This window comes from Mesorhizobium sp. C399B (assembly GCF_030323185.1).
Classification (GTDB): Bacteria; Pseudomonadota; Alphaproteobacteria; order Rhizobiales; family Rhizobiaceae; genus Mesorhizobium.
In genome coordinates this window covers 5,396,819-5,423,445 of the sequence record NZ_CP100472.1, presented here as the reverse complement: position 1 = coordinate 5,423,445, position 26,627 = coordinate 5,396,819, and the positions used below count along the sequence as shown (strand labels likewise).

26 protein-coding genes are annotated in these 26,627 nt (G+C 61.1%); 5 read left to right on the top strand and 21 right to left on the bottom strand.

Translation table 11 applies throughout. From position 1 onward, the window contains the following. From cysN to NLY36_RS25715, 3 genes are all read right to left on the bottom strand, one after another. A complete protein-coding gene (gene cysN, locus NLY36_RS25725) occupies window positions 1-1,938 on the bottom strand; it encodes a sulfate adenylyltransferase subunit CysN (protein WP_023670718.1) in 1,938 nt (645 codons plus the stop codon). A gap of 2 nt (window positions 1,939-1,940) precedes the next feature. Continuing rightward, a complete protein-coding gene (gene cysD, locus NLY36_RS25720) occupies window positions 1,941-2,846 on the bottom strand; it encodes a sulfate adenylyltransferase subunit CysD (RefSeq protein ID WP_023670717.1) in 906 nt (301 codons plus the stop codon). A gap of 233 nt (window positions 2,847-3,079) precedes the next feature. Next, window positions 3,080-3,469, bottom strand: coding sequence for a hypothetical protein (locus NLY36_RS25715; protein ID WP_245260215.1), 390 nt, complete (start codon window positions 3,467-3,469; stop codon window positions 3,080-3,082). Here NLY36_RS25715 and NLY36_RS25710 point away from each other — a divergent pair. Together NLY36_RS25710 and NLY36_RS25705 are read left to right on the top strand one after the other, a co-directional pair. Continuing rightward, entirely contained in the window at window positions 3,447-4,553 is a 1,107-nt protein-coding gene (locus NLY36_RS25710) for an O-antigen ligase family protein (RefSeq protein WP_245260216.1), read from the top strand. The two genes, NLY36_RS25715 and NLY36_RS25710, sit on opposite strands and share 23 nt — an antisense overlap. Further along, window positions 4,550-5,485 carry an NAD-dependent epimerase/dehydratase family protein gene (locus NLY36_RS25705; RefSeq protein WP_023698142.1) on the top strand — a complete coding sequence of 312 codons (936 nt, stop codon included), beginning with the start codon at window positions 4,550-4,552 and terminating at the stop codon, window positions 5,483-5,485. Before NLY36_RS25710 ends, NLY36_RS25705 begins: the two co-directional genes overlap by 4 nt. Here the strand turns inward: NLY36_RS25705 and NLY36_RS25700 are convergent. The 14 genes from NLY36_RS25700 to NLY36_RS25635 all read right to left on the bottom strand — a co-directional run bounded on the left by NLY36_RS25700 (window position 5,473) and on the right by NLY36_RS25635 (window position 19,688). Next, window positions 5,473-6,012, bottom strand: coding sequence for a sugar transferase (locus NLY36_RS25700; RefSeq protein WP_023684586.1), 540 nt, complete (start codon window positions 6,010-6,012; stop codon window positions 5,473-5,475). The two genes, NLY36_RS25705 and NLY36_RS25700, sit on opposite strands and share 13 nt — an antisense overlap. Window positions 6,013-6,029: 17 nt before the next feature. Beyond that, a complete protein-coding gene (locus tag NLY36_RS25695) occupies window positions 6,030-6,962 on the bottom strand; it encodes a glycosyltransferase family 2 protein (protein WP_023687189.1) in 933 nt (310 codons plus the stop codon). Between the two features lie 138 nt (window positions 6,963-7,100). After that, window positions 7,101-9,089, bottom strand: a complete 1,989-nt coding sequence (locus NLY36_RS25690; RefSeq protein WP_031249113.1) for a nucleoside-diphosphate sugar epimerase/dehydratase — start codon at window positions 9,087-9,089, stop codon at window positions 7,101-7,103. Window positions 9,090-9,267: 178 nt separating this feature from the next. After that, a complete protein-coding gene (locus NLY36_RS25685) occupies window positions 9,268-10,635 on the bottom strand; it encodes a sulfatase (RefSeq protein WP_023687187.1) in 1,368 nt (455 codons plus the stop codon). Next, window positions 10,635-11,429 (bottom strand): sulfotransferase family protein, encoded by a 795-nt coding sequence (locus NLY36_RS25680; protein WP_023735560.1) that lies wholly within the window; start codon window positions 11,427-11,429, stop codon window positions 10,635-10,637. Before NLY36_RS25680 ends, NLY36_RS25685 begins: the two co-directional genes overlap by 1 nt. Before the next feature lie 72 nt (window positions 11,430-11,501). After that, window positions 11,502-12,167: a sulfotransferase gene (locus NLY36_RS25675; RefSeq protein ID WP_023687185.1), complete on the bottom strand. Its 666-nt coding sequence runs from the start codon at window positions 12,165-12,167 to the stop codon at window positions 11,502-11,504. Window positions 12,168-12,248: 81 nt separating this feature from the next. Further along, window positions 12,249-13,718 (bottom strand): rhamnosyltransferase WsaF family glycosyltransferase, encoded by a 1,470-nt coding sequence (locus NLY36_RS25670; RefSeq protein WP_023698140.1) that lies wholly within the window; start codon window positions 13,716-13,718, stop codon window positions 12,249-12,251. Next, the gene (locus tag NLY36_RS25665) at window positions 13,718-14,443 is read right to left on the bottom strand and encodes an ABC transporter ATP-binding protein (RefSeq protein WP_023687183.1); all 726 of its coding nucleotides are present in this window, start codon (window positions 14,441-14,443) and stop codon (window positions 13,718-13,720) included. The genes NLY36_RS25670 and NLY36_RS25665 overlap by 1 nt, the downstream gene beginning before the upstream one ends. A gap of 36 nt (window positions 14,444-14,479) precedes the next feature. Then, on the bottom strand, window positions 14,480-15,214 hold the full coding sequence (locus NLY36_RS25660; protein WP_031193609.1) for an ABC transporter permease: 735 nt from the start codon (window positions 15,212-15,214) through the stop codon (window positions 14,480-14,482). 124 nt (window positions 15,215-15,338) lie between these two features. Then, a complete protein-coding gene (gene rfbD, locus NLY36_RS25655; RefSeq protein ID WP_023735563.1) occupies window positions 15,339-16,268 on the bottom strand; it encodes a dTDP-4-dehydrorhamnose reductase in 930 nt (309 codons plus the stop codon). Continuing rightward, a complete protein-coding gene (gene rfbB / locus NLY36_RS25650; protein WP_023735564.1) occupies window positions 16,265-17,359 on the bottom strand; it encodes a dTDP-glucose 4,6-dehydratase in 1,095 nt (364 codons plus the stop codon). Before rfbB ends, rfbD begins: the two co-directional genes overlap by 4 nt. Window positions 17,360-17,384: 25 nt before the next feature. Continuing rightward, complete coding sequence (rfbC, locus tag NLY36_RS25645; RefSeq protein WP_023670703.1) at window positions 17,385-17,939, bottom strand: dTDP-4-dehydrorhamnose 3,5-epimerase; 555 nt, start codon at window positions 17,937-17,939, stop codon at window positions 17,385-17,387. A gap of 1 nt (window position 17,940) precedes the next feature. Further along, window positions 17,941-18,822 carry a glucose-1-phosphate thymidylyltransferase RfbA gene (rfbA, locus tag NLY36_RS25640; RefSeq protein ID WP_023698135.1) on the bottom strand — a complete coding sequence of 294 codons (882 nt, stop codon included), beginning with the start codon at window positions 18,820-18,822 and terminating at the stop codon, window positions 17,941-17,943. 272 nt (window positions 18,823-19,094) lie between these two features. Then, a complete protein-coding gene (locus NLY36_RS25635) occupies window positions 19,095-19,688 on the bottom strand; it encodes a biotin transporter BioY (RefSeq protein WP_023703207.1) in 594 nt (197 codons plus the stop codon). A gap of 117 nt (window positions 19,689-19,805) precedes the next feature. Here NLY36_RS25635 and NLY36_RS25630 point away from each other — a divergent pair, with 117 nt between their 5' ends. After that, window positions 19,806-20,714 (top strand): MBL fold metallo-hydrolase, encoded by a 909-nt coding sequence (locus NLY36_RS25630; protein ID WP_023692735.1) that lies wholly within the window; start codon window positions 19,806-19,808, stop codon window positions 20,712-20,714. Between the two features lie 2 nt (window positions 20,715-20,716). Here NLY36_RS25630 and NLY36_RS25625 read toward each other — a convergent pair whose 3' ends face one another. Together NLY36_RS25625 and NLY36_RS25620 are read right to left on the bottom strand one after the other, a co-directional pair. Next, a complete protein-coding gene (locus NLY36_RS25625; protein ID WP_023703206.1) occupies window positions 20,717-21,499 on the bottom strand; it encodes a DUF1499 domain-containing protein in 783 nt (260 codons plus the stop codon). Between the two features lie 122 nt (window positions 21,500-21,621). Further along, complete coding sequence (locus NLY36_RS25620) at window positions 21,622-23,250, bottom strand: fatty-acid--CoA ligase (protein ID WP_023703205.1); 1,629 nt, start codon at window positions 23,248-23,250, stop codon at window positions 21,622-21,624. A 210-nt stretch (window positions 23,251-23,460) separates the two neighbouring features. On the opposite strand from NLY36_RS25620, the gene NLY36_RS25615 reads away from it, so the two are divergent. Next, window positions 23,461-23,892 (top strand): hypothetical protein, encoded by a 432-nt coding sequence (locus NLY36_RS25615; protein WP_245260217.1) that lies wholly within the window; start codon window positions 23,461-23,463, stop codon window positions 23,890-23,892. Between the two features lie 162 nt (window positions 23,893-24,054). Further along, the gene (locus NLY36_RS25610; RefSeq protein WP_023698131.1) at window positions 24,055-24,444 is read left to right on the top strand and encodes a DUF427 domain-containing protein; all 390 of its coding nucleotides are present in this window, start codon (window positions 24,055-24,057) and stop codon (window positions 24,442-24,444) included. Window positions 24,445-24,609: 165 nt separating this feature from the next. Here the strand turns inward: NLY36_RS25610 and NLY36_RS25605 are convergent, their stop codons facing one another. Together NLY36_RS25605 and NLY36_RS25600 are read right to left on the bottom strand one after the other, a co-directional pair. Then, window positions 24,610-25,380, bottom strand: a complete 771-nt coding sequence (locus NLY36_RS25605; protein WP_050485822.1) for a polysaccharide deacetylase family protein — start codon at window positions 25,378-25,380, stop codon at window positions 24,610-24,612. A gap of 89 nt (window positions 25,381-25,469) precedes the next feature. After that, window positions 25,470-26,570 (bottom strand): glycosyltransferase family 9 protein, encoded by a 1,101-nt coding sequence (locus tag NLY36_RS25600; protein ID WP_023735565.1) that lies wholly within the window; start codon window positions 26,568-26,570, stop codon window positions 25,470-25,472. Window positions 26,571-26,627: the final 57 nt, after the last annotated feature.

Here is a 26,627-nt window from a genome sequence, read left to right as displayed (position 1 = left end):
TCAGATGCCGCCGCCGCTGTCATATTGGTCTTCGGCAATATCGCGCTCATTCAGCCAGTGTTCCAGAGCCTCTACCATCTCCTCGGCCGTCTTGCCGAGTGTCTTGAGATGGATTTCGGGATTTTCGGGAGCTTCATACGGGGAATCGACGCCGGTGAAGTTCTTGATCTCGCCATTCAGCGCCCGTGCGTAAAGGCCTTTCGGGTCGCGTCGGGCGCATTCCTCGAACGGCGTATCGACGAACACTTCGACGAACTCGCCGTCGGCCATCAACTCCCTGGCCATGCGCCGCTCGGCGCTGAAGGGCGAGATGAAGGAGACAATGACGATCAGCCCGGCATCGGCCATCAGCTTTGCCACTTCGGCGACACGGCGGATGTTTTCGACCCGATCGGCGTCGGTGAAGCCGAGATCGCGGTTGAGGCCGTGGCGGACATTGTCGCCGTCGAGAATGTAGGTGTGACGCCCCGAAGCGAACAGCTTCTTCTCAAGCAGATTGGCGATGGTCGACTTGCCCGAGCCGGAAAGACCGGTGAACCAGAATACGGCGGGGCGCTGGCTCTTGAGGTCGGAGCGGCCGCGCTTGCCGACATCGAGCGACTGCCAATGGATGTTTTCGGCGCGGCGCAAGGAATGCAGGATCATGCCGGCGCCGACCGTGGCATTGGTGATGCGGTCGATCAGGATGAAGGCGCCGGTATCGCGGTTGTCGGCGAAGGTGTCGAAGGCGATCGGCGCCCGGGTCGAGATATTGCAGATGCCGACTTCGTTCATCTCGAGCGACTTCGCCGCCTCGCGAGCGAAGTCGTTGACGTTGACGCGGTATTTCAGGTCGGTGACGGTGGCGCTGGTCTGGTCGGTCTCGGTGCGCAGTATATAGGAGCGTCCCGGCAGCAGCGCTGCCTCGTCGAACCAGACGATGTTGGCGGCGAACTGGTCGGCGACCTGCGGCCGTGCCGCCGGCGACACCAGCATGTTGCCTCTGGAGACCTCGACCTCGTCATCGAGCACAAGGGTGATGGCCTGGCCGGCCACCGCCTGGGCAAGATCGCCGCCTTGCGCGACGATGCGCTTGACCCGCGAGGCCTTGCCGGATTTGGCGACCACCACCTCGTCGCCCTGCGCGACGGAGCCGGACGCGATGGTGCCGGCAAAGCCGCGGAAGTCGAGATTGGGCCGGTTGACATACTGCACCGGAAACCGGAACGGCAGTTCGACCGCGGCCTCGTCGACCGATATGGTTTCGAGATGCTCGATCAGCGACGGGCCGGAATACCACGCCGTCTTGCCGGAGCGGCTGGTGACATTGTCGCCATAGCGGGCCGACATCGGGATCGGCACGATCGTCTGGAAGCCGAGCTCGTGCGAGAACTGCCGGTAATCCTCGACGATACGGTCGAACACCGCCTGGTCGAAATCGACGAGGTCGATCTTGTTGACGGCAAGCACGATATGGCGGATGCCGAGCAGCGAAGCGATGATCGAGTGGCGCCGGGTCTGGCGCAGCACACCCTGGCGCGCATCGATCAGCACGATGGCGAGATCGGCAGTCGATGCGCCGGTCGCCATGTTGCGGGTGTACTGTTCATGGCCGGGGGTGTCGGCGACGATGAACTTGCGCTTGGGCGTGGCGAAGAAGCGGTAGGCGACGTCGATGGTGATGCCTTGCTCGCGCTCGGCCTCGAGGCCGTCGACCAGAAGCGCGAAGTCGATGTCGTCGCCAGTGGTGCCGTGCTTGCGGGAATCGCGCTCGAGTGCGGCGAGCTGGTCCTCGAAGATCTGCTTTGTGTCGGACAGAAGACGGCCGATCAGAGTCGACTTGCCGTCGTCGACCGAGCCGCAGGTGAGGAAGCGCAGCAGCGACTTCTTCTCCTGCGCCGCCATGTATTCGCGCACGCCGTCGGTGGGAGCGAGGCTCTTGGCCAGGATATGGCGCATGCTCAGAAATATCCCTCGCGCTTCTTCTTTTCCATCGAGCCGGCTTCATCGCGGTCGATGAGGCGGCCCTGGCGCTCGGAGGTGCGCGCCGTCAGCATCTCGCCGACGATGGCTTCGAGCGTGTCGGCGTCGGATTCGATGGCGCCGGTCAGCGGATAACAGCCGAGCGTGCGGAAACGCACCAGACGGTTCTCCATCGTCTCACCGGGGCGCAATTGCATGCGATCGTCATCCTTCATGATCAGCATGCCGTCGCGTTCGACCACCGGCCGCTCCTTGGCGAAATAGAGCGGCACGATCGGGATGTTTTCCTGCAGAATGTACTGCCAGATATCGAGCTCGGTCCAGTTCGACAGCGGAAACACGCGGATCGATTCGCCCGGCGCGATGCGGGTGTTGAAGATCTTCCACATCTCCGGCCGCTGGTTCTTCGGGTCCCAGACATGCTGGGCGTTGCGGAAGGAAAAGATGCGCTCCTTGGCGCGCGACTTCTCCTCGTCGCGCCGAGCCCCGCCGAAGGCAGCGTCAAAGCCGTATTTGTCGAGCGCCTGGCGCAACGCCACCGTCTTCATGACATGGGTGTGGGTGTTCGAGCCATGGTCAAAGGGGTTGATACCGTCGCGCACGCCGTCTTCATTGACGTGGACCAGCAGGTCGAAGCCGAGCTTCTGCGCCATCTGGTCGCGAAAGGCGATCATCTCGCGGAACTTCCAGGTGGTGTCGACATGCAGGAAGGGGAAAGGCGGCTTGGCCGGATAGAAGGCCTTCATCGCCAGATGCATCAGCACGGAGGAATCCTTGCCGACGGAATAGAGCATCACCGGCTTGGAGAAGGAGGCGGCAACCTCACGGAAGATGTGGATGGACTCGGCCTCGAGCCGCTGCAGGTGCGTAAGCGCGATGTTCATGGACTGTGAGCGTTCTCTCGTGCAATCCAGACCTTGCATCAGATGGATCGGGCGTCCTTTTCAGCCGCCCGGTTCAAGCTTCACTGCTGGACACTATCGGTTCGTGCCGGCGTTCTAGCAGATCGCCACCTGATATAACAACGCTGGAAAGGCCGGCGGCCACACCGATCGGCAACGAATTTTCCATGAAAAGCCTAGAATCCGGAAATTCCTGCCCGGCGAACCGACAGCCTTCAAAGGCCCAGAAAAATCTTGCCTGAATCGAAAGAAATGCCGGCCCGACCTCGTCGCACTTTCGAAAACCGCACCCAGCCGCTATACCGGCTCCTGAACCTGCGCCGGGCGGCATGCCGCAAATGCCGCCGCCAAACATTGTCCGTCGCCACGCGACCCAGCGCATTGTGAACCAGAGCATTGACCCCGATCTCCGCCATCAAGCAGCACGTTTCGCCGTCACGGATCAACGTCACCTTCTCCATTTTGTGCTTCTTTTTCCCGCCGGTACTGGGATCGGCGGTCAGCTTTTTGTTCAATGGCGGCGGCCTGTGGTCGGTGCTTCTGCTTGCGCTGAAAAGACGGCGTTTCAACATCGACCGGCCGATGACCGCGATGACGGTGGCCATCTATGCCTATTGCGCAGCCAGCGTGCTCGCCTCCATCGTCAACAATTCGATCGCCAGGGATGCGCCGCATCTGGCAGGGCTGATCACCTTCCTGTTTTTCCCTGTCTCATACGCGACCTGGAGCATTACCGAGAAAACCACGCTGACGCGCATCGTCGTGCTGGCGAGCGCCGCCGCCTGTTTTGGCGCCCTGCTGCTGGCGGTCGTGCAATATCACGGGCTGGGCATACGGGCCGAAGGCGGCGCCGGCAATCCGATCGTGTTCGCGACCGTCGCCTGCCTCAGCATGATGATGTGCCTGGCAGGCGCCTTATCGGGTGTCGAAAAGAACAGGGCGTTGCTGGCCTGCGCGACACTGGCCGGCGCGGTCGCCATTGTCTATTCGGGGTCGCGGATCATCTGGCTGGCGATGCTGGTGGCCGGCATCGCGGTCCTGCTGATCAACCGTCGCAAGCTCAACAACAGAAACGCCATTCGGCTTTTGCTGATTGCGGGCGCGACCGGCATCGTCATCGCGGTCATTGGTCTCCCCATCATTTCCGAGCGCGCGGCCTTCCTGTTCAGCGACTGGGATGCGCTCGCCACGAAGGGCGACCACACGACCGCGCTCGGCTTGCGCGCAGCACTTTGGCAGATTGGGCTGAGCGCCTTCCACGACATGCCGATTTTCGGTCACGGCATTGCTGCAAGCCGTGAGCTGATAAAGGATGGATTCCACAATCAGTTCCACATGCCGTCCACGGGCTTCAGCCATTTTCACAATGGCTTCCTGACTGCATTGGTGGAGGCCGGGCTGCTTGGAGCCGTAACACTCGCGGCTGTGTTCTTCGTTGCCGCGAGAAACGCGGCCATCGTGCTGCGCACCAGCACGGACGCGATCGAGCGGTTCGGCGCCACGATGATTGTCGTCACTGCGATCACCTACCTCATCGGCGGCCTGACCGGCATCCTGGTCGGCCACGACATCCTCGATGCCACACTGATGGTGTTCCTGGTGTCCGGGACATATCTTGCATCGGGCCGGCAACAAATGCTGCCGGAACAACAGGCACCGGCCCCGGCGCCCCAGGCAAGCCGGCCGTGAAAGTGCTGGTCACAGGCGCGACGGGTTTCATCGGCAGGCAGGTCGTCAACCAGCTGCGCGAAGCCGGGTTCGGGGTGCGCATGGCATCGCGCCACCCGGAACGGCTCGATCCCGTGAGCGATGCGGTTTTGTTGCCGGACTTCGACGCACCGGCTCAGGCATACCAGGCGCTGATGCGAGATATCACCCATGTCGTCCACTGTGCGGCGCTCAACAATGACCGCAAGGCGAGCGAAGCCGACTTCATGGCAGCCAACGCGACACTGACCGCGCAGCTGGCGCGCGCGGCCGCCTCGCGGACAAGCGGGCGCTTCATCTATCTGTCGTCGATCCGGGCAGTAGCCGGTCCCGGTTTCAGCGGAACGATCAGCGAGGCGACGCTCCCTGCCCCGCAATGCGCCTACGGGCGCTCGAAACGCGAAGGCGAGATCAAGACACTGGAAGCCTATGCGTCCAGGCCCTCCGATGCCACGGCGCTGCGCCTGCCGCCGGTCTATGGCGAAGGCATGAAGGGAAACCTGCGTGGAATGATGCGGGCTGCCGCCATTGCCTTACCATTGCCCTCAGGCGCTTTCACCGCAGTTCGTTCGCTGATATCGCGCGACGCGGTGGCTGGCGCCGTGGCGCATCTTTTGACTCGTCCCACGCCACCGCGCCCGACCTATGTCCTGGGCGATGCTTCCCCCGTTGCGATGTTCGAAATCTTGACTGCATTCAGGCACGGATACGACGTTCCGACCCGGCTCGTTCCTGTGCCGGCCTGGCCATTCAGGCTGTTCGCCACACTGCTTGGCAGAAAAGCAGCGTACGACGCTTCCATGGCGACACAGATTTGCGACCCGTCACTGCTGATCTCGGAAGGCTGGATGCCGGAAACCGACACGCTCGGCCGGATTGAGGAACTTGCACGACAGGCCCGTCAGGTCCGGTAGATTGTGCCAAGCAGGATTTTGACGTCGAGTCCGATCGAGGCCCCCCTGAGATATTCGGCATCCGTTTCGGCGCAGAGTTTCGGATCCGACATGTCGATGCCTCTCATCTGCGCAAGCCCGGTAATGCCTGGAAGTGCGGCAAGCACACCCAATTGCCTGCGGCGGTCGACCAACTCGGTTTGCGTGGGCAGGCATGGACGCGGCCCGACCAGGCTCATCTCGCCCTTCAGCACGTTCCAGAGCTGCGGCAGCTCGTCGATCTTGAATTTTCGCAGCACCTTACCGGCGGCGGTGACGGAGTTTGCCGGCGCCTGATGCGAGGGCAGAGATGGCGTTCCCACAACCATCGTCCTCAACTTGTGGCAGCGAAACAGCACCCCGTGCTGGCCGACGCGAGTTTGGGAGAGGAGTGCCGGTCCGGGCGACGACAGCCTGATTGCCAGTATGGCAAGCAGGGTGACGGGCGAGGTCAGCGGCAACAGAACCGCCGCCGCGACGAGATCGAAAGCTCGCTTGGGTCCCCTCATGGCCATCTCAGCATGCTCTAGATCCGCCGCCAGATGAAGGCCACATAGAGCCCAAGCGTCCCAGCCAGCGTCTGCCGGTAGACGCCGCTTTTCCTGAGAAGGCGCAGGCGTCGCAAGATACCGCCCTTTCGCGCCCTGATGAACAGGCCGAGACAGGCGGCGGCATCCCTCGTGAGGATGTCGCGATTGACGGCCAGGCCGCTCAGATTGTGATCGGTCCAGACGGCGAACTCGCCCCTGAAGAGGCGCCCCAGCCGCGACAGCCTCGCCTTCCACGACACGTTGGCGCCGACCAGGTTTGCCTCATGCTGGCGGTAGCGCACCAGCGGTCGCGGGTCATAGCGGACAATGCCGCCGGCAGCCGTGACGATCAGATAGGTCCACCAGTCATGGCTGACGAACTCGGTCCTTGCCGATGCCTTTGCCAGCAACTTTCGCGCGGCGCGGTTGATCGTCATCGTGTTGCCGCCGGCAATGCTTTGCACAAGCGCATTGCGAAATGCGGGTGGATGCTGGAACAGCGGCGAATACCCTTGCGCTGCTCCGGTTTCGGACATGGTCGCGGTTCTGGAGCAAAACAGCAGCGGCGTTCCGGCGTCGTGCCCTTGCATCCAGGCAATGGCGCTCTCCAGCCTGTCCGGCTCCCAGATGTCGTCCTGGTCGCAGAAGGCGTAGTAGTCGGCCTCGATGCGCGGATCGATGATCATCGCGCGGAAATTGGCGGCAAAGCCTTGGCGAGGACCATTCGACAGGGTCAACCGGCCCTTGGACCAGCGGCTCTGCCAGGCGCCGATAATGGCCGAAGTGCCGTCTGTCGAACCGTCGTCGGAAACCCAGAGGTCGACAACAGGATGCGATTGCGCAGCCAGCGACGCGAGCTGCTCGTCAAGGAAAGCCGCGCCATCTTTCGTGCCCAGCAGCACGGCCACGCGCTGATCTTGTCTGCTCACTGGTTCAAAATCATCTGCAAACGCCTGGGAACGGCCATCGGATCGGTTTCAATAGCCAATCCCGGTCGATCAGGACAGGCTCTTTGTTTTGACGCAATCCCGGACGGAAAACCGCTCCACACTTTTCCTGGAATTGCTCTAACCAGCTTGCCCGACTGTTTTCGCAACGGTTTCCCGGCGTGCGTCGCTTGGAGGCTCTTCCGCCTGATAGAGGCCGGCCATGACGGCGAGCGCCGAGGCCTTGTCCTGATCGCGCATGGCCGCCTGCAGCAATGTCAGCGCCTCCTGGACCTTGGGCCATCCCACGACATCGGTCCTGAGGCCGAAGATCTTGGGGATATCCAGCGCGACGATCTCCTCATTGCCGCCATGCAGCACCTCGTGAAGCTTCTCGCCCGGCCTGATCCCGGTGAAACGGATCGGAATGTCGGTGTAGGGGCTTTTGCCGGCCATGCGGATCATGGTTTCAGCGACTTCGAGGATCGGCACCGGCTTGCCCATGTCGAGCATGTAGATGGCGAAGTCGTCCTTGCCCTGGCGCCGCTCGGCGTCGGCCGCCGACATGATGACGAGGTCGACGGCTTCGGCCACCGTCATGAAGTAGCGGGTCATGCGGCGATCGGTGATGGTGACCGGACCGCCGGCCTCGATCTGCGCCTGGAAGATGGTGGCGACCGAGCCATTGGAGCCGAAGACATTGCCGAACCGCACGGCGATGAACTTGGTGCCGGAGCGACGGCCGCTAGGCCCGGTGGCATGCGTTTCGTGCAGCGAAGAGACGATCTGCTCGGCGGCGCGTTTCGTCATGCCGAGCACCGAGGTCGGATCGACCGCCTTGTCGCTGGAAATCAGCAGGAACTGCGGCACCCCGCATTTGGCGGCAACCTCGGCGCAGACGAGGGTGCCTAAAATGTTGGTCTGGATCGCCGATTCCCAATTTTCCTCGAGCAGCGGCACATGTTTGAGCGCGGCGGCATGGAAGATGATGTCGGGCTTGAAATCGCTGACGGCGCGGGTGATCTGGCGCCGGTCTGTGACATCGACGATGCGGCTCTTGAGCCGGACATGGTCCTTTTCGTCAACCTGCTGGTCGAGCTGGAAAATACCGAACTCCGAGATATCGGCGACCAGAACCGCCTCGGCGCCAAGTTCCAGCGACCGCTTGACCAGGATGCGACCGATTGAGCCGGCGCCGCCGGTGACCAGGACGCGCTTGCCACCGATAAAGCCGCCGATCCGCTCCATATCGGAAGCAACTGTGGAGCGGCGCAGGATGGTTTCCATCTCGACAGCGTCGAGTACCAGCTTTCCGCCTTGGCCGAGCTCCGAAACGCCGGAGAATTGGACGACGGCGATACCGCTGTGACGGGCGACACGGACCAGTTCCGAATATTCCTCGATCTCGCGTTCGGTGCCATTGCCGAAAATCAGCATGTCGAGGCTTTTGGTGCCTCTTGCATATTCTTCGAGGACCTCGACCAGGCGGGGCCGCACGGCCACCACCGGAACGCCCTGTATCTGCGTGCCCAACGGCGCGCCGTTCTCGATGGCCATGATGCCGGCGATGGAATATTCGGCCGGCTCGGCCGTGCGTGTGAAGCGGATGATGACGTCTGCTTCGCCAAGCCTGCCGACGAACAGCGCTTGTTTGATCGCCGCATTGTTTGCGTTGCGGCTCAGGATTCGCCAGCTCGCCCCGTCGCGCAGGAACCGGTAATAGAGCCGAGGCGCCGATATGATGGTGAAGGAGACGAGGAAAAAGACGATGAACTGGCGCTCGTTGAGGCCGGTCACCGGCTGAAACGATCGAACCGCCAGCGAGACGACATAGAGCGTGACGGTCAGGATGGCGCAGCTCTTCAGGATGTTGAAGAAGTCCGGCGTGGAGGCGAAACGCCACACGGTGTTGTAGAGGCCGCAATAGCGAAACAGCATATGGCTGAGAAAAACAATACTTGCCCAGCACGCCAGGCCGGCCGTGGAGAGCGCGTCGAATGAAAGTCTCGACTGAGAAAGCCCCAGACTCAGCGCCACCGCGACCAGGACCATGACCAGATCCTGGATCATTATAATGGCGCGCCGCATCTTCGGCCGAAGTCCGGACACGACCTCTACATAGGATGTCATTGGGTAGTACTGAACTCCAGGCGCAAGGACATGGACACTAACGTGGTGCAAGAGCGACGGAAACCCGTCACCGATCACCTGTTTAGAGTGCCAATCCCCAGCCCCGCCGCTTTGTATCGCATAGCGTGGAGTTGTAGTGATCGCCAGATATTTTTTTGGAAATTCCCTTGGCTGGCCTTCAATCCAGGCGATCGGGCGGGAGGCGCGCACCGAGATCCATGCGCATTTGCTCAAAGCGGGCGTCGCCGGCCAGATTGTTCCACTCATAAGGGTCGGCGCTCAAATCATAGAGTTCTTCCGACAAGTCGGAGTAGCGCGTGTAGCGCCAGCGGCTTGACCGCACAGAATGATTGCCGCGCAACCATGTCATGATCGCACAATGGTCTTCCATTTTGCCGCCCCGCGCCAAAGGCATGAGTGAACGGCCGTCTATGTCCGCTGGCGGCTCGAACCCGCAAAGATCAAGAAGCGTAGGAAACAAGTCGACCAGACTGACCGGCTGGTCGACGCGAGCCGATGTCGCCATACCTCGTGGCGGCACCAGAATGAAGGGCACTCGCGTTGCTTCCTCCCACAGCACGAATTTCCGCCAGTGCAGCTTTTCGCCCAGGTGGAACCCGTTGTCTCCCCAAAGGACCACGATCGTATTGTCGGCGGCGGGCGAAGCATCCAGGGCGTCAAGCACACGTCCAATCTGACTGTCGCAGTAGGAAATGGCCCCGAGATAGCCTTGGACGGCGTTGCGCCATTGCCCGTGTTTCAGGACGGTTTCGTGGTCAGGCGGCGACAGAGCCCAAGCCTTTGCGATGGCGGGAACGTCGTCAAGGTCGTCATTCTTGACAAAGGGCAGGCTGACCTTGTCGAGAGGATAAAGATCAAGGAATCGTTGCGGTACGTACCAGGGCAAATGCGGCTTGTAGAAACCCGTCGCGCAAAAGAACGGCTGCTCGTGCGGTTTTTGCAGGAAGGCGCAAACCGCGTCCGCGGTCTTGAAATCGGGCATCTCCGGCTCGCGAGCGGATTCGATGGCGCCCCAATCGAAGTGATGATTCATCGACGCTACGTTCGGGAAATCATCAAAATCAAACATGCGGTTGAGCGGCCGATGCAACGGCATCGGCTCGGCGGCGGTCGTATGGAATTCGTCCCACAAGGCTGGGCGGTTCTCGATGTCGCTCCATCTTGCCGACGGCGTCCTGTTGCGCCCTGCATCGGCGTAGTCGAAACTGCCATGGAACACTTTCCCCGCACCCATGCAAAAATACCCGGCCTCGCGCAGGCGCTCGAGCAGTGTGACCCTGCGCAGCGGCGCCTCCCAGAATGGCTCATTCTGATAGACACCTGTTGTCGTCGGCAGGCATCCGGTAAACACGGACATCCGGCTGGCATTGCAATAGGGCGCCGTGCAGTAGGCGCGCAGAAACGTCGTTCCACGCGATGCGAGTCGGTCGATTGCAGGGGTCTTGACGTCCGGATGGCGGCCCAACGGCGCAATCCAGGAATTGAGGTCGTCAGCCACGATGAAGAGGATGTTGGGTCGCTCCATCAGCCTTCAACCGCCAAGCCCGAATCAATAGTCGGCCAGTCGGAAACCGACAGCCCCGAAAGTCGGGAGAATTCGACGGTGTCATCGTAAAAAATCTCGCGCAAATAGGTTACGTCCTCAGGTCGAAGCTCGTTCTCACATCGTCTCCCAAGATGATCTGTTCGCGGAGCAAGGGGGGGAAACGGTTGGATGGAAAGGAACCCGGCAACGGCATCCAGCGTAGGTTGGTGATCCCTCAACAAATCCAGTGAACGCAGGAGCAGAACGTTCTCCCTTGGGAACAAGGCAAATAGCCGGCGTGTTTGGCGTGCGTAAAAGCCCCGTTCGACATAGCTATACACACGCCATGCCGGATCGGTCTGATCCAACCCCTTTAGTCGCCAGCGGCCTTGCCGGATCGCCAGGTGAAAAGGCAGATACTCCGACCGGTTACCGGTCTCCATACGCCATTGCGACCACGCTCGCTCGATCGGATCGCGAAAGATGAAGACAAGCTTCATTGCGGGATTGTATCGCTTTATCCGTTCCAGCGATGGCGGCCAGAAGAGATAGATCGGGGTCACGTCAAATCCGATGCCTCTCCCAGCATCGTCGGAAAAAAAGCTTCCCAATTTGCGATAGTCCGGCTCCGTCCAGTTCTGCGTCTCGTCGTCAAAGAAATGCATCTCCTTGACGGACGGCGTCGCCAGCTGTGGGTGTTGCATGAGATAGCCGAACAGGCTGGTCGTGCCGGACTTCTGCACCCCACCAACGATGAAACCCAACACAGGCTGGTCCAATGCATGCGCCCCCATGCCAGGGTTACGTCCTTGTTACCACTGTCTCTCGCCCCCCGACGAAAGTGCCCGGCAAGCCATCAAGGAAGCCTAGACAGCGGCGTTTGCCAAGTCCAGTTCCTGATAATCCCGCCCGGAAGCGAACTGCTTGATGAAATCGCGCTGTCTTTCGCTGGGGGGCTCAAGTCCAATAAAATCTGCGATCTCGCACAACAGTGACTCCGGGTTCAACAGCGAACGCTCATAGCTGACAAGGAGCGTCGGCCACTGCAATCGCTGCAGCAATTCCCAATATCTGCTGTACCTGATCAGCGCCAGGTCATAGGCTTGCTCGATCGAGGACTGCATCTGCTTGACTTCGGACTGGGCGACCGCAGCCATGTCGCGGTTGACGAACACGATGAACGGGTTCCTCACGACCTCCGCTATCGCCCCGAGGTAAAGATCGGCAGACGGATCTTTCCAACCCCATAGATCATTGGCATCATTTCTCGCCTCGATGATCTCTTCCAGCTTCTTCAAGCCATTATCTGCCGAACCATCGATCAGGCGGCCATCGATGTCCCGACCCTGGGCCGCATAAACGAGCTCCATATCCTCATGGATGATGGAAGCGGGTGACGATCCCATGGGCACACCCAGGATTATGGCCGCACCGGCGACGAGGCTTGTGCCGCCCCGGCCACATCCGACCACTATCAGGGTTCGTGGCCCCAGCGGCAACGCGAGTCTGACCGCCTTGTGTGATGTAGCCATCGCCACCGTCTTACGCTCCTAGTGTCCCAATGTTCGCAGTCGCCCGACCGCGACGCCGGCAATCGAAAAAATTCATGACGGTTATTGTTTGCCGGTTGCTGCTTTTTCCGCGCGAACCTGCAGGCGACGCTTGAAGAAATTCAGATGTTTGGCAGTGAGCGACTGGTCCCAATCCCGCGGATACTTCATTGCCTTGGCAAATCTGTACCTCTGCTCCAGGTCCCCGCTCCTCGACTTTGCCAGCTCCAAAGCTGAAACGATTTCATTCAATTCCGAAGCAGCCGGGATGATATTTCCGCTGAGGCCCTTCAAATAATCATCAGTTTTTGTCTTGAAGGTATTTGTCACAACGACACAGCCGGATCCGGCGAGATCCATCGGGATCATGCTCGGATGCGGAGAAGCCATCAGCGTGAGACAGATATCAAAACCCGAGACCTCCTCGATGTATTTGCTGAGGTCCATCCTTGGCAACGAAACCGATCGAACCCCGGGCTGCAACTCGACAACACCTTCTCCCAAGCCCATGCCCACGCAATCCCATTCCTCGGGGTCGAAAATGCCCCGCCTGAAGGCCGTCGTAAGAGCTAACGCTGTAAGTTCGAACATATTCCGATCCACCACCGGCCGAGAATAGAAGACGATCGTCTTCTTTTTCTTTGCAAGATTGCGTTGGATGAACATGTCCTTGGGCAGGAGATTGGACGAGCAGGCGTTGTTGAAAAACGTATGCGACATGCCGCGAGACCTTATGCCGCCGACATCATTCGAAATGAAGAACTGCATAAGGCTTTCGCTTGAAAATATCGCATCGTAGTCCATCGCGTATGTACGATCTGCAACGGCATATAGACTATTTGCTGGATAAAATACAGCCTCATAGTCCTGTATCAGGTATATAAACTTCTTGCTCTCTGTGCGCGCTGTAATCTTCTCTGCAAAATAGGCTGAATACCAAACGGTCGCCACGGCATAGTCGAAGCGCGATATAGCAAGCGGTTTCCGCCTCTCGCCGATATACTCGACTTCGAGTTCGTCGAAGACACCCTCCATACCGGGGTATTTCAAAACCTTTTCTCTGAAGTCGGCGATATTGAAATAGAAATTATCAAATAGGACGAGGCGAACATTGATGCCCGTCTTGCGCAAGAACAGCGCCATCTGGAAGACGCCGAAGAACCCGGCCGAGATCGATTTGAAGTCGAAAGCAGGAACCAGGACATTGATCGTCTGCGGCCGGCGCTCGTCTATCTCGACGTCCGGCATGTCGTAGATTCGATTCAGCCGCAGGTTCAAGAACTCGTGATCATAGACATGGTTTGGCGGAGCGACCGCCGGGACGAGCGGCAGCTGCGACAGGTAGGACAGTTGCAGGTCGGAGAGGAAGCCAAGGCGGTGCGCCGCCGACATGCACCAATAGGCAAGCCTGCCCCTATAGCTTTGCAGGGGAACGTCGGGGTCGAAGACCTTATGGTAGGATTGTTTCAAATCCTGGTGCCCGAAGATTCGGGCGCCGGCGCCGGCGAGCGTTGCAGTCAGCTGACGACGCATTAGCCAAAGGTCTCCTCTCTCACGACGCGACCTTTCTCGAGAAACACCGCGGAACTGCACATCGACCGGATCAGGGCATCGGAATGCGATGCCAGCACGACGATGGCGGCATTGTTGAGCCAATGCTCCATTCTCTCTCTGGCCTTCTTTTGAAATGACGCGTCGCCCGTGCCCAGCCCTTCGTCCAGAAGCACGATATCGGTCGGATATGCGGTGACAACCGAAAACGACAGCCGTGTCTGCATGCCGGACGAGTAGGTGCGTACCGGCAAATTTATGAAATCGCCCAGTTCCGAGAACTCGATAATCGATTCGGTCTGGCGCTCGATTTCACGGGGGGCGATACCGGTCATGAGGCTCTGGAGCCGGATGAACTCTCGGCCCGTGAGTTCGGGAGATAAACCCATGGAGGGCGTTATCAGAACGGCCGAGTCCCCGTTGATCACAGCTGTCCCGCTGGTGGGTTTGAGAATGCCTGCCAAGACGCGCAACAGTGTCGTCTTGCCAGCACCGTTGTGCCCGCTCAGCCCCAGCCGGGTGCCGGGTTTAAGATCGAGCGACACGCCATCGAGAGCCGCCACTTCGAAACGGCCGGAGTCACCGGCCAGCAAACGCCCGCCCGTGGTGAAACGGAGCGCGGCTTGCTTGAGAGAACGATTTGCCGGAGCGGACCAGACCGGAATTCGGACGGTGACGTCGCTCAGATGAATGGATGGCGGTGACATGGGGCTTCCAATACAATTGTGTGACGGCGTCAGAATTCAAAGCCAGTACGGAATTCGGTGCTCCGTCCTTCGATAGAGAAGATAGGCGGCGATGCTCCCCGCGCCGGCAATAATGGCGGACACGAGCACGCTCATGTAGTCGGTGCCGTCGCTCATCAGTGGAGTTCGCGCTGCATCGATGATGTAGGCGACAGGATTGTAGACCAGGAACGGAGAGCTGGTAGGGAGAACCTTTGCCGTCCAGATAATCGGCGAAAGCATGAACAGAAGCTGCATAACGGCAGCGGTGATCAGCGGAACGTCTCTGTATCGCACAGAAACAATCGCTACGATGGTCGATATCCAGGCGGCATGGGCAGCCAACAGCGCGGTTCCGACGATGAACATTGGTATGTTCAAGCCGGAGTTCGGATAGGCAATAATTAGAGTTATGAATATAATTAGCACATTGTGCATCAATATTATTATGTTCTTAGAGACACAACGAAATATGCATGAGGCCGGCGAGATCTTCGTATTTAGAAGAAGATCGTGAGATCCAATTAAAGTTTCCGAACCTTCAATTATTGCTCCAGATAGAAATTGCCACAAGACTACACTCGTAGCCAAGTGATGTATGAACTCCCTGATAGGCTGCTTAAACAAGACAGCATATAGAAGCCCAACTGAAAGGGCAAATATTGCCGTGTTCAGCGTAATCCAGAAAGGCCCGAAAGTCGAATTCCGGTAACGAAGCCGTATGTCAAACTGCGCGAGCCGAAGCCAAACCATTGATACACCCGACATTATGATACTTCCTTCAGTGTAACTTGCTCAGGCTTGGTAATTTCCGCGACAGACATGAAGGCGCCGCGATATGGCGACTCGGCCGACATAAAGATAGCGACAAGCTGTTTCATCGCTTAACAGACACAATCGCTACGTCTTTCCATGCTGCCGGCTGGGCTTGCAAGATGCGGCGCACCACAAGCCCTGTCGATTGCTGCCACCCCTGTGCCTCCGATCCGAATGCGGCTGTGAATTTTTGCGTCGAAAGACGCGAATTAGCCGGGCGACGCGCTTTGGTCGGGTAGTCGCGCGCCGTAATATCCCGTACCGCAGCATACGGCCCGCCATGTGACAGGCTTGCCTCCAGAATGTGGCGTGCAAAGCCGCTCCAGTTGACGTCTCCGGCTCCGGCGAGATGGTAGATCCCATAGCCGTCGAAGCTGTCGTCGCCGCGCAACACCGCCGCCGCATGCAGGATCGAGTCGGCAATATCAAGTGCGGATGTCGGATTTCCCCATTGGTCGGCGACCACGGCGATCTCGTCGCGGTCGCCGGCCAGCCGCAGCATGGTTTTCACGAAATTCTTGCCGAACGGGCTGTAGACCCAGGCGGTGCGCAGGATCAGATGGCGCGGATTGACGGCGGCCACGGCCAGCTCGCCGGCAAGCTTGGAGGCGCCGTAGACGCCGAGCGGTGCGGTGGCGTCGGTCTCGACATAGGCGCCGTCCTTGGTGCCATCGAAGACGTAGTCGGTCGACAGATGGATTACGGGCACGCCGAGCTTCGCGGCCGCCTCGGCGACCTTGCCGGCGCCGACGGCGTTCACAGCGAAGGCAAGATCGGGCTCGTCCTCGGCCTGGTCGACGGCGGTGTAGGCGGCAGCCGACACCACGATATCCGGCCGCGCTGCCGCGAGTGCGTCGAACACCGTATCGGGCCGCGCCAGATCGAGCACTGGGCGGCCGAGGGTGACGACCTCGATGCCATCGCGCCTCTGCCCGGCCTCCAGCAGGCTGGCAGCGACCTGACCGTCGCGTCCGGTGACAACCAGCCTCACGCCGCGCCCTTCCTGCCTTCAACCTGGCCGCGCGACCGGACTTGCCCCAGCCGCTCGCCGGCGTAGCGCTGCTCGCGGATCGGTCCCCACCACCATTTGTTGTCGAGGAACCAGTCGACGGTCCTTGCAAGGCCGCTGTCGAAACTCTCCTCCGGCGCCCAACCGAGATCCCGGCCGATCTTGGAGGCATCGATTGCATAGCGGCGGTCGTGGCCGGGCCGATCGGTGACGAAGCTGATCAAATCGCGGTAGCTCCTGCCGCCGCTGCGCGGACGCCTGATGTCGAGCAGGCCGCAAATCGTCTCGACGACGCCAAGGTTGGTACGCTCGGAATTGCCGCCGACATTGTAACTTTCGCCGGGCTGGCCCTTTGTGGCGACCAGTTCCAGAGCACGGGCGTGATCCTCGACGAACAGCCAGTCGCGCACATTGGCGCCAGCGCCGTAGACCGGCAGCGGCTTTTCGTCGAGCGCGTTGAGGATGACCAGCGGGATCAGCTTTTCGGGGAAGTGATAAGGCCCGTAATTGTTCGAACAGTTGGAGAGCACGACCGGCAGGCCGTACGTCTCGTACCAGGCCCGCACCAGATGGTCGGATGCGGCCTTGGAGGCGGAATAGGGCGAGGATGGCGCGTAAGGCGTCTCCTCCACGAACATGCCGCCATCGAAGGGCAGATCGCCGAACACCTCGTCGGTCGAGACATGGTGGAAGCGGAAGCGCGCCTTCCTGTCCTCGTCAAGGCCGCGCCAATATTCGAGCGCCGAATTCAGCACCCGGTAGGTACCGACGATGTTGGTCTCGATGAAGGCGCCGGGTCCGTCGATCGAGCGGTCGACATGGCTTTCGGCGGCGAGGTTCATGACGACGTCGATCTCGTCGCGGTGGAGGATGTCGAGAACCGCCCGCTCGTCACAGATGTCGGCCTGCGCAAATTTGTAGTTGTGTGCATTCTCGATGGTGCGCAGCGAGGCCAGATTGCCGGCATAGGTGAGCTTGTCGAGATTGGTCACATGGTAGGCCGGATTGGCGCACAAATGCCGGCACACGGCCGAGCCGATGAAGCCGGCACCGCCTGTCACCAGAAAATTCATGGCGCTCTCCTCACATCGTCGCGCGTCATGCGAACACCTCGGCCTCAGCAAGCGCCGACGCCTTGAGGTCCTTGGCCGAGAGCTCGAAGGCGCCGGCCGGCGACGGCCAATCGATGCCGATATCAGGATCGTCGAAACGGATCGATCGATCATGCGCCGGCGAATAGGTGTCGGTGACCTTATACAGAACCTCGGTGTCCGGCACGAGCGTGACGAAACCGTGCGCGAAACCCTTCGGCACGAGGATCTGGTTGCCTCTCTCGGCCGATATTTCGAGCGCGACCCATTTTCCGAAGGTTTTCGAGCTGCGGCGGATGTCGACCGCCACGTCGAGAATGCGGCCTCTGATTACGCGCAGCAGCTTGTCCTGCGCGTGTGGAGGCAGTTGATAGTGAAGCCCCCGCACGACACCTGCGGCAGCCGAATAGGAATGATTGTCCTGGACGAAACGCAGATCGATGCCGGCCTCGGCAAAGGCCTCGGCATTCCAGGTTTCGATGAAATAACCGCGCGCATCGCCGTGCCGCTTCGGCACGATTTCCAGCACGCCGTCCAAACCGAGCTGCCTGACTTCCAGCACCCTATGTCTCCGTCAGCTCGGTGACACGCCGGCGCAGATAGGCGGCGTATTCGTTCTTGCCCAGGCGCGTGGCGCGCTCAAGCACCTTGTCGGCGGTCAGCCAGCCCTGCTCGAAAGCGATTTCTTCAGGACAGGCGACCTTGATCCCCTGGCGGTGCTCGATCGTGCGCACGAAGGAAGAGGCTTCATGCAGGCTGTCATGCGTGCCGGTGTCGAGCCAGGCATAGCCGCGGCCGAGCTGATGCACATGCAATTTCCCGCGCTCGAGATAGACGTTGTTGACCGCCGTGATCTCGAGTTCGCCGCGCGCCGAGGGCTTGATCGTCGACGCGATGTCGACGACCTCATTGTCGTAGAAATAGAGGCCGGTGACCGCCCAGTTGGACTTCGGCTCCCGCGGCTTCTCCTCGATCGTCAAAGCCGTGCCGCTGAGCTTGTCGAACGACACCACGCCGTAGCGCTGCGGGTCCTCGACATGGTAGGCGAACACCGACGCGCCGCTTTGGCGCTGCGCAGCAGTGCGGCAGAGCTGCGACAGGCCCTCGCCGAAATAGATGTTGTCGCCGAGAATCATTGACACATTATCTTTGCCGATGAAGTCGCGGCCGATGATGAAGGCCTCGGCAAGCCCGTTGGGCTGCGCCTGCTCGGCATAGGAGAATTCGACCCCGAATTCCGAACCGTCGCCCAGCAACTCCCGAAACACCGGCAAGTCGCGAGGTGTCGAAATGATCAAAATCTGGCGGATACCGGCGAGCATCAAGACGCTCAGCGGATAAAAAATCATCGGCTTGTCGTATATCGGCAGAATCTGCTTAGAGATCGCTAATGTAAGGGGATACAGACGCGTCCCGCTGCCTCCTGCAAGGATTATTCCCTTCAACAAGCTCTCCTTGAATTACCGGCCCCCGCCTCGAAATCAAGTTGCCCGTGCTTAGGTTTCGCGCAATGGCTTGTCAATTCAATCTCGGCCGTGGATCGGCGCCAGAATTACTCTGCATCTGCCGCCTCGCGGCAATTTGACCGACCAGGCACAAGCTGACGGTGCAAATGGGCGTGGCGATTTGGCAACCGGCTTGCACCATCGGCTGGCGGACGCGTGACAACAAAAAGCCGGCGGGCCTTGGACCCGCCGGCTCATTCATTTGTCCGGTTTCAGGGCTGCTTGGGCAGCAGCGACCATACCGCCGGCACCAGGCTGGCGGCGAGCGCAACCTTGATCAGGTCGCCGAGGACGAACGGCAAAACGCCGAACTGCCACGCCTTTTCCGCGCCGATGAGGGTGGCCAGCCAGGCAAAGCCCATGGCCATCATGACGATTTCGGCGACCAGCATGGCGTTGAACAACTTGATCGGGTGGCGGTCCCAGCCGCGGTCGGCGGCCCAGCCGACAATGGCCGCCATGACGACGAAGCCGGCGAGATAACCGCCGGTGCCGCCGATCATGTAGGCGATGCCGATGCCCTTTTCAGGCGTGCTTTGGAAGACCGGGAAGCCCATGGCGCCTTCGGCCATGTAGAGAAGCAGGGTAGCGACGCCAAGCCGCAGGCCAAATGCAGTGGCGATCAGCAGGACGGCCAGCGTCTGCAGCGAGATGTCGACCGGCCCGAGCACGACTTTCGTCTTGGCCGACAGGGTCAAAAGCAGCGTTCCGGCGATCGCCAGCAAAAGCTGGGTTGCCAGGCGCTGCGCGCCCTCCTGGGGCAAAGCGAGAGAAACAAGCGGGCGCATCGTCGTTGCAAGTGCCATGGTCTTCCCCAATCCGGATTGCCGCAGATCGCGGCCTTGCGTTTTTCTATATTGGCTTCCGTGTTATGCGGCAATCAGTTTTGCCGTCTTCCTGAACAGAGATTCAACGACACCGCCATGGCGCTCAAATTCGACACCAGCTTCGATCCGGCATATGGCGAGGGCGTCACCGTTGCGCCGGACGTCTTGCGCGTCACCGCCAAAAACCCCAGCCCGTTCACCTTTCACGGCACCAACAGCTACATCGTCGGGCGCGATACGCTGGCGGTGATCGATCCCGGCCCCGATGACGAGGCGCATTTCCAGACGCTGCTCAAGGTGATCGCAAACCGGCCGGTCAGCCATATCTTCGTCAGCCACACGCATCGCGACCATTCTCCGCTGGCCGCCCGGCTGAAAGCGCACACCGGCGCTATTGTACTGGCCGAAGGCCCGCACCGCCCGGCAAGGCCGCTGCGGATCGGCGAGATCAACCCGCTCGACGCCAGCGCCGACACGGTTTTCGTCCCGGAGATCGCGTTGCCCGACAATGCGCTGGTCGAGGGCGATGACTGGACGATCCGGACGGTGCTGACGCCGGGCCACACCGCCAATCACGCGGCATTTGCGCTCGAAGGCACCGGCATCCTGTTTTCAGCCGACCATGTGATGGCGTGGGCGACATCGATCGTGGCGCCGCCGGACGGAGCGATGGCCGACTACATGGCCTCGCTCGACAGGCTGATCGCGCGCGGCGATCGCCTGCTGCTGCCCGGCCATGGCGGCCCGGTGACCGCGCCGCGCAGCTTCATGCGCGGCCTCAAGACCCATCGCAAGATGCGCGAACGGGCGATCCTCGAACGGATCCGCGACAGCGACCGGACGATCCCGGACATGGTCAAGGCTATCTACCGGGACACCGACCCGCGCCTGCATGGCGCCGCCGGCCTGTCGGTGCTTGCCCATCTCGAGGACCTGGTGGCGCGCGGCCTGGTTGCTACCCAGGGTGACCCGGCCATCGACGGCGTTTTTGTGCCGGTGGGGTAGAACTACTCAGCCGGCGCGGCACCCACCTGCCCTGCAACCTCCTGGTCGAGTTCGGCGAGGAACCCGACGATGCGCGCCGCATTGTCGCCGAGGTCGTAGCGGCCGTAGCGGGAGGCTGAGCGCATGTCGACGACGATGGTGTCGCCATCATTGCTGACCCGGATGGCGACGTCGGCGGGCAGGCCTACGACGAAGCTCCGGGCAACGGCCGATATCGTCACCTCGTCTTGACCGTCCGTCACCGGATATGGCGCAGTAAGTTGCCAATCGCGGCGGTCGAGCACGGTTTCAACGGCGTCGACGACGGTTTCGAACGGCAGATTGTAGCTGTGCCCGGTGACCAGCGGATAGGCGTCGGCCTGCAGGCGCACTTCGCCAGGCGTTGGCGGCGCGAGCACGTTCATGTCCTTGGTGCGGTCGCTGGTCTCGAGCACCGGCGGATTGTCGAGGTCCGTCGAAATGTCCCTCAGGGGCGGCGTGGTCGCCGCCAAATAGGTGGCAAAGCCGTAGGGCGTCAGCACCAGCAGCGCCAGCAGGGCGCCGACCGAGAGGTCGCGGCCGCCACGGTCACCGAAATGCCACAGCCGGGACAAAGCGAGGCCGGCAAACAGCAAAGCGAACGCGGCAAGCAAGGCGACGATCGCCAGCACCCACAGGAAGGCCGGCGTTTCGACCAGTTCGAAATGATGGCCGGCCAGCACGGTGAGCAGCAGGACCAGGGCAAAAGCGCCCGTGCGCCGCGACCAGCCGGCCGCCTTCGATGTCTGCCGCTCGTCAATTTCCATTGTCTTCAGCACCGCCCCAACCCGCACAGACGCTTAGAGCAAAGGATGCTCAAATTGAACATCCCCTGCCCTAACGTTTTTGCGGCCGGTAGCTTGAAGGTCAAGGAAACGCACGGTCCCGGTCAATCCGTCGGCAGGCGGTAGTCGCTGAACTGCTTGCGCAAGGTGATCTTCTGGATCTTGCCGGTGGCGGTGTGCGGGATTTCACTGACGAAAGCGACGTCGTCGGGTATCCACCATTTCGGCACCTTGCCGTCCATGAACGCCAGTATATCGGCCTTGCTCGGCTCCTTGCCGGGCTTGGCGACCACGACCAGCAAGGGCCGCTCGCCCCATTTCGAATGATGGACGCCGATCGCCGCGGCCTCGGCGACATCGGGATGGCCGACGGCGAGGTTCTCCAGGTCGATGGTCGATATCCACTCGCCGCCCGACTTGATGACGTCCTTGGCGCGATCGGTGATCTGCATGTAGCCGCCGGAATCGATATGGGCGACATCGCCAGTGTCGAACCAGCCGTCCTTGTCGAACTGCTCGGCTCCGACGCCGCCATAATAGGCGCTGGCGACGGCTGGACCGCGCACCTTCAGCCGGCCGAAGGTCTTGCCGTCCCAAGGCAGTTCCTTGTCGTCGTCATCCGTCACCTTCATCTCGACCCCGAAGGGCGGGTAGCCCTGCTTGCCCTGGATATCGAGCCGGTCCTCGCCCTCGAGCGCTTGATACTGCGGCTTCATGGTGCACAGCGTGCCGAGCGGTGACATTTCGGTCATGCCCCAGGCATGGATGACTTCGACACCGTAATTGTCCTGGAATTTCCTGATGATGGCGCGCGGGCAGGACGAGCCGCCGATGACGACTTTGCTGAGATAGGGAAGCTTCTTGCCGGTGTCTTCCAGATGCTGCAGCAGCATCATCCAGACGGTCGGCACGGCGGCGCTGAAGGTCACCTTCTCGGTGTCGAGCAGCTCGTAGATCGAGGCGCCGTCCATCTTGCAACCGGGCATGACCAGCTTGGCGCCGATCATCGGCGCGCTCTGGCCAAGGCCCCAGGCATTGGCATGAAACATCGGCACGACGGGGAGGATCGTGTCCCGCGCGGAGAGGCCCATGGCGTCGGGCATGGCAGCAATCATGGCATGCAGCACATTCGAGCGGTGGCTGTAGAGCACACCTTTGGGATCGCCCGTCGTGCCGGAGGTGTAGCACATGCCGGCTGCGGTGTTTTCGCCGAAAACCTTCCAGGCGAAGTCGCCATCGGCCTCGTTCAACCAGTCCTCATAGGCAACCACATTCGACAGCGTCGTTTCAGGCAGATGCGCCTTGTCGGTCAGGACGATCACCTTTTTCAGCGATTTGACCGCGCCGGCGATCTTTTCCAGCAGCGGCATGAAGGTCAGGTCGACGAAGATCCCTCTATCCTGCGCATTGTTCATGATCCAGACGATCTGCTCGGGGAACAAACGCGGGTTGAGCGTATGGTAGATGGCGCCGATGCCCATGATGCCGTACCAGGCCTCTATGTGGCGCGCCGTGTTCCAGGCCAGGGTCGCGATGCGGTCGCCGAGCACAAAGCCATCGCGCTCCAACCGTTGAGCGACCTTGAGCGCGCGGCGATGAACTTCAGCATAGGTGGTGCGAACGACAGGACCTTCGATCGAGCGCGAGACGATCTCGCGCGTCCCGTGCTGCCGCTCGGCATTGTCGATCAGCTTGTGGCAGAGCAGCGGCCATTCCTGCATCAGTCCGAGCATCTGGTTCCTCCCATTGCTTCCTCGTTTTTCCCGTCTTTTGTTCCATTGTGGGACGAACGGACGGATTGTCCAGCCATGACGTCTCCAACCGTTAACGGCTGAAGCACGCAGTGATCGAAAGGCGGGGAAAACCGCCACAATCCGGCCATCGTCGACGTTAAGGTTCGTTAACGGGGTAGGGGTGCGGATTGGCGACTGAAAGAGGTTCGCATGGACACGCAGCTCGACGACAAGCAGATCGACGACAGGCAGCTGGATGACAGCGGGGCCGAAGACGTGCAGTTGGACGATATTCAACTCGACGACAAAGAGCTTGAAGACACGCTTGCCGCAAGTCTGGCCGATCTCGTGCCGGAGGCCAAAAAGGTTTCCGAAGACGAATTTGTCGAGGTGGTCGGCGGCGCCCTTGAGGCGGTCGGCGGCACGCTGCTGTTCAAAATGTGCGTCCAGAACGAAGGCGAAGGCCAGCATGTCGCCGCCGCATCGATCGGCGACGGCGGCAATCGCCAGTTCCTGCTGCTCACCTTGCCGACAGGCGGCGGCCCGCTGAAGGTCGAGACGACGTCAAGAAGCACCAACCCGGTAGCCGGTATTGCCGCGGCCTATGCCGGCCTCATGGACGTGTTCAAGACCGCAGCCTGAGCATTCTCCACGCGGGATCGTTTTTAGTGATCGGAAGGCCAGCTCTGGCCTACTGGCGAAGGCTTGCGCAACGAGTTCTCCAGACACATTTTAGGGACATGGGAAGCAACCCCGCACTCTCTCAATCGGACTGTGCTCCCAATCGAACAAGGAGAACCCCGCATGGACCAGATCGCCAACCCCGCCCCCGGCTTTCAGAGCAATCCCGGCAAGGTCATCACCGTCGAACCCTATCGCGGTACCGTGGTCGTGCGTGCCGGCGATACGGTGATCGCCTCATCGACGCGGGCGAAGCTTCTGTCCGAACCGCCCTACCCCCAGGCATTCTACATCCCCTTCGAAGACATCGACTTCACCCAGCTCGGCAAAACCACCCTGTCGACCCATTGCCCCTACAAGGGCGACGCCAGCTACTGGAGCGTGCTGCCGGCCGGTGAGACCGGCAAGGACGCGATGTGGGGCTATGAGCAGCCCTTCGACGAAATGGCTGAGATTCGCGACCATGGCGCGTTTTATCCCAACAGGGTCACTATCGAAGCAGCACCGGCCTGAGCAAGCGACTCAAGCCGCCGTTGCTCGCTTCGTCATCCCAGGGTCTTCGCGACGGAGCTTCGCTCCTGTTTCATCCTGGGATGACGAAGTTTAGAGGCCTCGGCTAATCTCAAGCGTCGGCGACGTTAGTCCAAAGGCGATGAAACTGCCTGCCGCCGCCCAATCCTAATCAGTCGTCCCGTCGTTGCCGACACCGTCGGCGTCATCCAGCCGCACGAACATCAGCCCCTTGGCCTTCAGCGCGAGCAGACCTTGCACGACGCCCTCGCCGGCGGCGTGGGTCGGCTGGTTGATGTGGGCGATGATGACATCGCCATCCTTGGCGGCGGCGATGCGCCGGGCGGTTTCTTTTGCGCCGAGCAACGAGCCGCCATCGCCGTTGATCGAAAAGCCGGCGACCTTGAAGCCAAGCTTGCGGATCATGGCGATAGCCGACGGGCTGTATTCGGCGGTCGCGCCGCGAAACCATTTCGGCGCCGGCTCGCCGGTGCCAGCGAGAGCGGCAGCGCCCGATTCGACTTCGGCCTGCACCGCTTCCGGGCTGCCGGCGCTGCGGATGCCATAGATCTTGCGCGGCGTGTCAACGGCCGGGATGTGATGGCCGCCATGGTTTTCCAGTTCGAACAGGTCCGGATGCGCGCGCATGATCTCGACGGCGGCGGCGTTGCGCTTCAGCCAGATACCGGTGACGAAGATCGTCGCCGGAATCCGGTTCTCCACCAGCGCCGACAGGATCCTCGTATCGGTCTGGCCGCCGCAGGCGTCGAGCGTAAGCGCGACGCGGCCGACACTGCTACCGTCCTCAGCCTTCAGATGCAGCGCCGGCTCGACAAGCGGCGCGGCCTGGGCCGAGGACACGGCCACGATAGATAGCGCCAAGGCGCAAAACAGCTTTTGCAAGGGATGCCTGTCTTGTCTGAGAATCGGCGCTGTCATAGCCGCATCCCAGGACCCGCAACAAGGCGGAAATTGGGATAGTGGCCGTGAGAAAGCTGATATCCCGACAATGTGACCGCCGCGCACCGTCAGACGGCGTGTTCCAGTTCCACATGCGTCCGTGAGAGGACTTCGCGCACGGCCGCGACGACCGGTTCGACCTCAAGGCGCCAGACGCAGCAGGCCTTGCTGGGATCGAGCGGATTGCACAGGCTGCCCGCCACGCAATTGCACGGCATGGATGGCTGCAAGGCGAGGCTGGGCACGCCGACCGGTCCCCAGACGGCCGGGCTGGTCAGGCCGAACAGGCCGACAACCGGCGTTCCGGCCGCTGCTGCCATGTGCATGGGGCCGCTCTCATTGCCGACAAACAGCCGCGCCTGCTGCAACACCGCCAGCAGCGTTTCCAGCGACAGCGCGCCGACGAGGTTGACGATCGACGCGGCACTGGCGAGGATCTGCTCGGCCGGCTTGCGCTCGTCAGGGCCGCCGACGAGTACGAAATCCAGTCCGGTTTCGCGCGAAATCGTGTCGATCACGGCGGCAAAGCGTTCATGCGGCCAGCGCCGGCCGTGAAAACTTGCGCCGGCATGCACCGCGATAAAGCCGTTTGGCCGCAAATGGTGTTTGTCCAGCAATGCCTGGGCCCTCGCCGTCTCCATCGGCAATGGCCGAATCGACGGCACCCGCACGCGCAGGCCGACGCCGAGCGGCTCGAGCGGCGAAAGGTAGCGGTAGAGATAGTGACGTTCGCCAAAACCGAACGGCTCGGCAAAGACATTGGCGGGCTGGCGCTCATGCCAGCGCAGCGGCCTTTCCGGAGGATTGTAGCCGATGCGGGTGCTGGCATTGAGGAACCTGACGATGAGCCGCGATGTCTTTGAATCGGTGAGGTCGATGGTCAGGTCGAAACGGAATTGGCGCAGCTTGCTGATCATAGAATAGAGCTCGCGCCCACGCTCCAGCGGGGTGCCGCGCATGGCGGCGCGGCGGAAGCTGACGACCTCGGCGGCGATGCCGTGCGCGGTGACGAAACTGGCGAGGCGCGCCTCGCAGAGAAAGACGATCCTGACACCGGGATATTCGAGCTGCAGGTTCTTGGCGAGCGTGGAGGACAGAACAATATCGCCGATGAACTTGGTCTGGATAATCAGGATCGAGCGGAAGGGTCTGGGCGAAATCTGTAACATCTTTTTCTCGGCACCGGGCGGGTTGGGGGGCCGTGAAATTGGGAAGAAACGATGTCG

Excerpts from the sequence above, each read along its gene's own strand:
- cysN (WP_023670718.1), bottom strand. The coding sequence starts at position 1,938 with ATGCGCCATATCCTGGCCAAGAGCCTCGCTCCCACCGACGGCGTGCGC.
- cysD (WP_023670717.1), bottom strand. The coding sequence starts at position 2,846 with ATGAACATCGCGCTTACGCACCTGCAGCGGCTCGAGGCCGAGTCCATC.
- NLY36_RS25710 (WP_245260216.1), top strand. The coding sequence starts at position 3,447 with ATGACCGCGATGACGGTGGCCATCTATGCCTATTGCGCAGCCAGCGTG.
- NLY36_RS25715 (WP_245260215.1), bottom strand. The coding sequence starts at position 3,469 with ATGGCCACCGTCATCGCGGTCATCGGCCGGTCGATGTTGAAACGCCGT.
- NLY36_RS25700 (WP_023684586.1), bottom strand. The coding sequence starts at position 6,012 with ATGAGGGGACCCAAGCGAGCTTTCGATCTCGTCGCGGCGGCGGTTCTG.
- NLY36_RS25690 (WP_031249113.1), bottom strand. The coding sequence starts at position 9,089 with ATGACATCCTATGTAGAGGTCGTGTCCGGACTTCGGCCGAAGATGCGG.
- NLY36_RS25685 (WP_023687187.1), bottom strand. The coding sequence starts at position 10,635 with ATGGAGCGACCCAACATCCTCTTCATCGTGGCTGACGACCTCAATTCC.
- NLY36_RS25680 (WP_023735560.1), bottom strand. The coding sequence starts at position 11,429 with ATGGGGGCGCATGCATTGGACCAGCCTGTGTTGGGTTTCATCGTTGGT.
- NLY36_RS25675 (WP_023687185.1), bottom strand. The coding sequence starts at position 12,167 with ATGGCTACATCACACAAGGCGGTCAGACTCGCGTTGCCGCTGGGGCCA.
- NLY36_RS25670 (WP_023698140.1), bottom strand. The coding sequence starts at position 13,718 with ATGCGTCGTCAGCTGACTGCAACGCTCGCCGGCGCCGGCGCCCGAATC.
- NLY36_RS25665 (WP_023687183.1), bottom strand. The coding sequence starts at position 14,443 with ATGTCACCGCCATCCATTCATCTGAGCGACGTCACCGTCCGAATTCCG.
- NLY36_RS25660 (WP_031193609.1), bottom strand. The coding sequence starts at position 15,214 with ATGGTTTGGCTTCGGCTCGCGCAGTTTGACATACGGCTTCGTTACCGG.
- rfbB (WP_023735564.1), bottom strand. The coding sequence starts at position 17,359 with ATGAATTTTCTGGTGACAGGCGGTGCCGGCTTCATCGGCTCGGCCGTG.
- NLY36_RS25635 (WP_023703207.1), bottom strand. The coding sequence starts at position 19,688 with ATGGCACTTGCAACGACGATGCGCCCGCTTGTTTCTCTCGCTTTGCCC.
- NLY36_RS25630 (WP_023692735.1), top strand. The coding sequence starts at position 19,806 with ATGGCGCTCAAATTCGACACCAGCTTCGATCCGGCATATGGCGAGGGC.
- NLY36_RS25625 (WP_023703206.1), bottom strand. The coding sequence starts at position 21,499 with ATGGAAATTGACGAGCGGCAGACATCGAAGGCGGCCGGCTGGTCGCGG.
- NLY36_RS25620 (WP_023703205.1), bottom strand. The coding sequence starts at position 23,250 with ATGCTCGGACTGATGCAGGAATGGCCGCTGCTCTGCCACAAGCTGATC.
- NLY36_RS25615 (WP_245260217.1), top strand. The coding sequence starts at position 23,461 with ATGGACACGCAGCTCGACGACAAGCAGATCGACGACAGGCAGCTGGAT.
- NLY36_RS25610 (WP_023698131.1), top strand. The coding sequence starts at position 24,055 with ATGGACCAGATCGCCAACCCCGCCCCCGGCTTTCAGAGCAATCCCGGC.
- NLY36_RS25605 (WP_050485822.1), bottom strand. The coding sequence starts at position 25,380 with ATGACAGCGCCGATTCTCAGACAAGACAGGCATCCCTTGCAAAAGCTG.
- NLY36_RS25600 (WP_023735565.1), bottom strand. The coding sequence starts at position 26,570 with ATGTTACAGATTTCGCCCAGACCCTTCCGCTCGATCCTGATTATCCAG.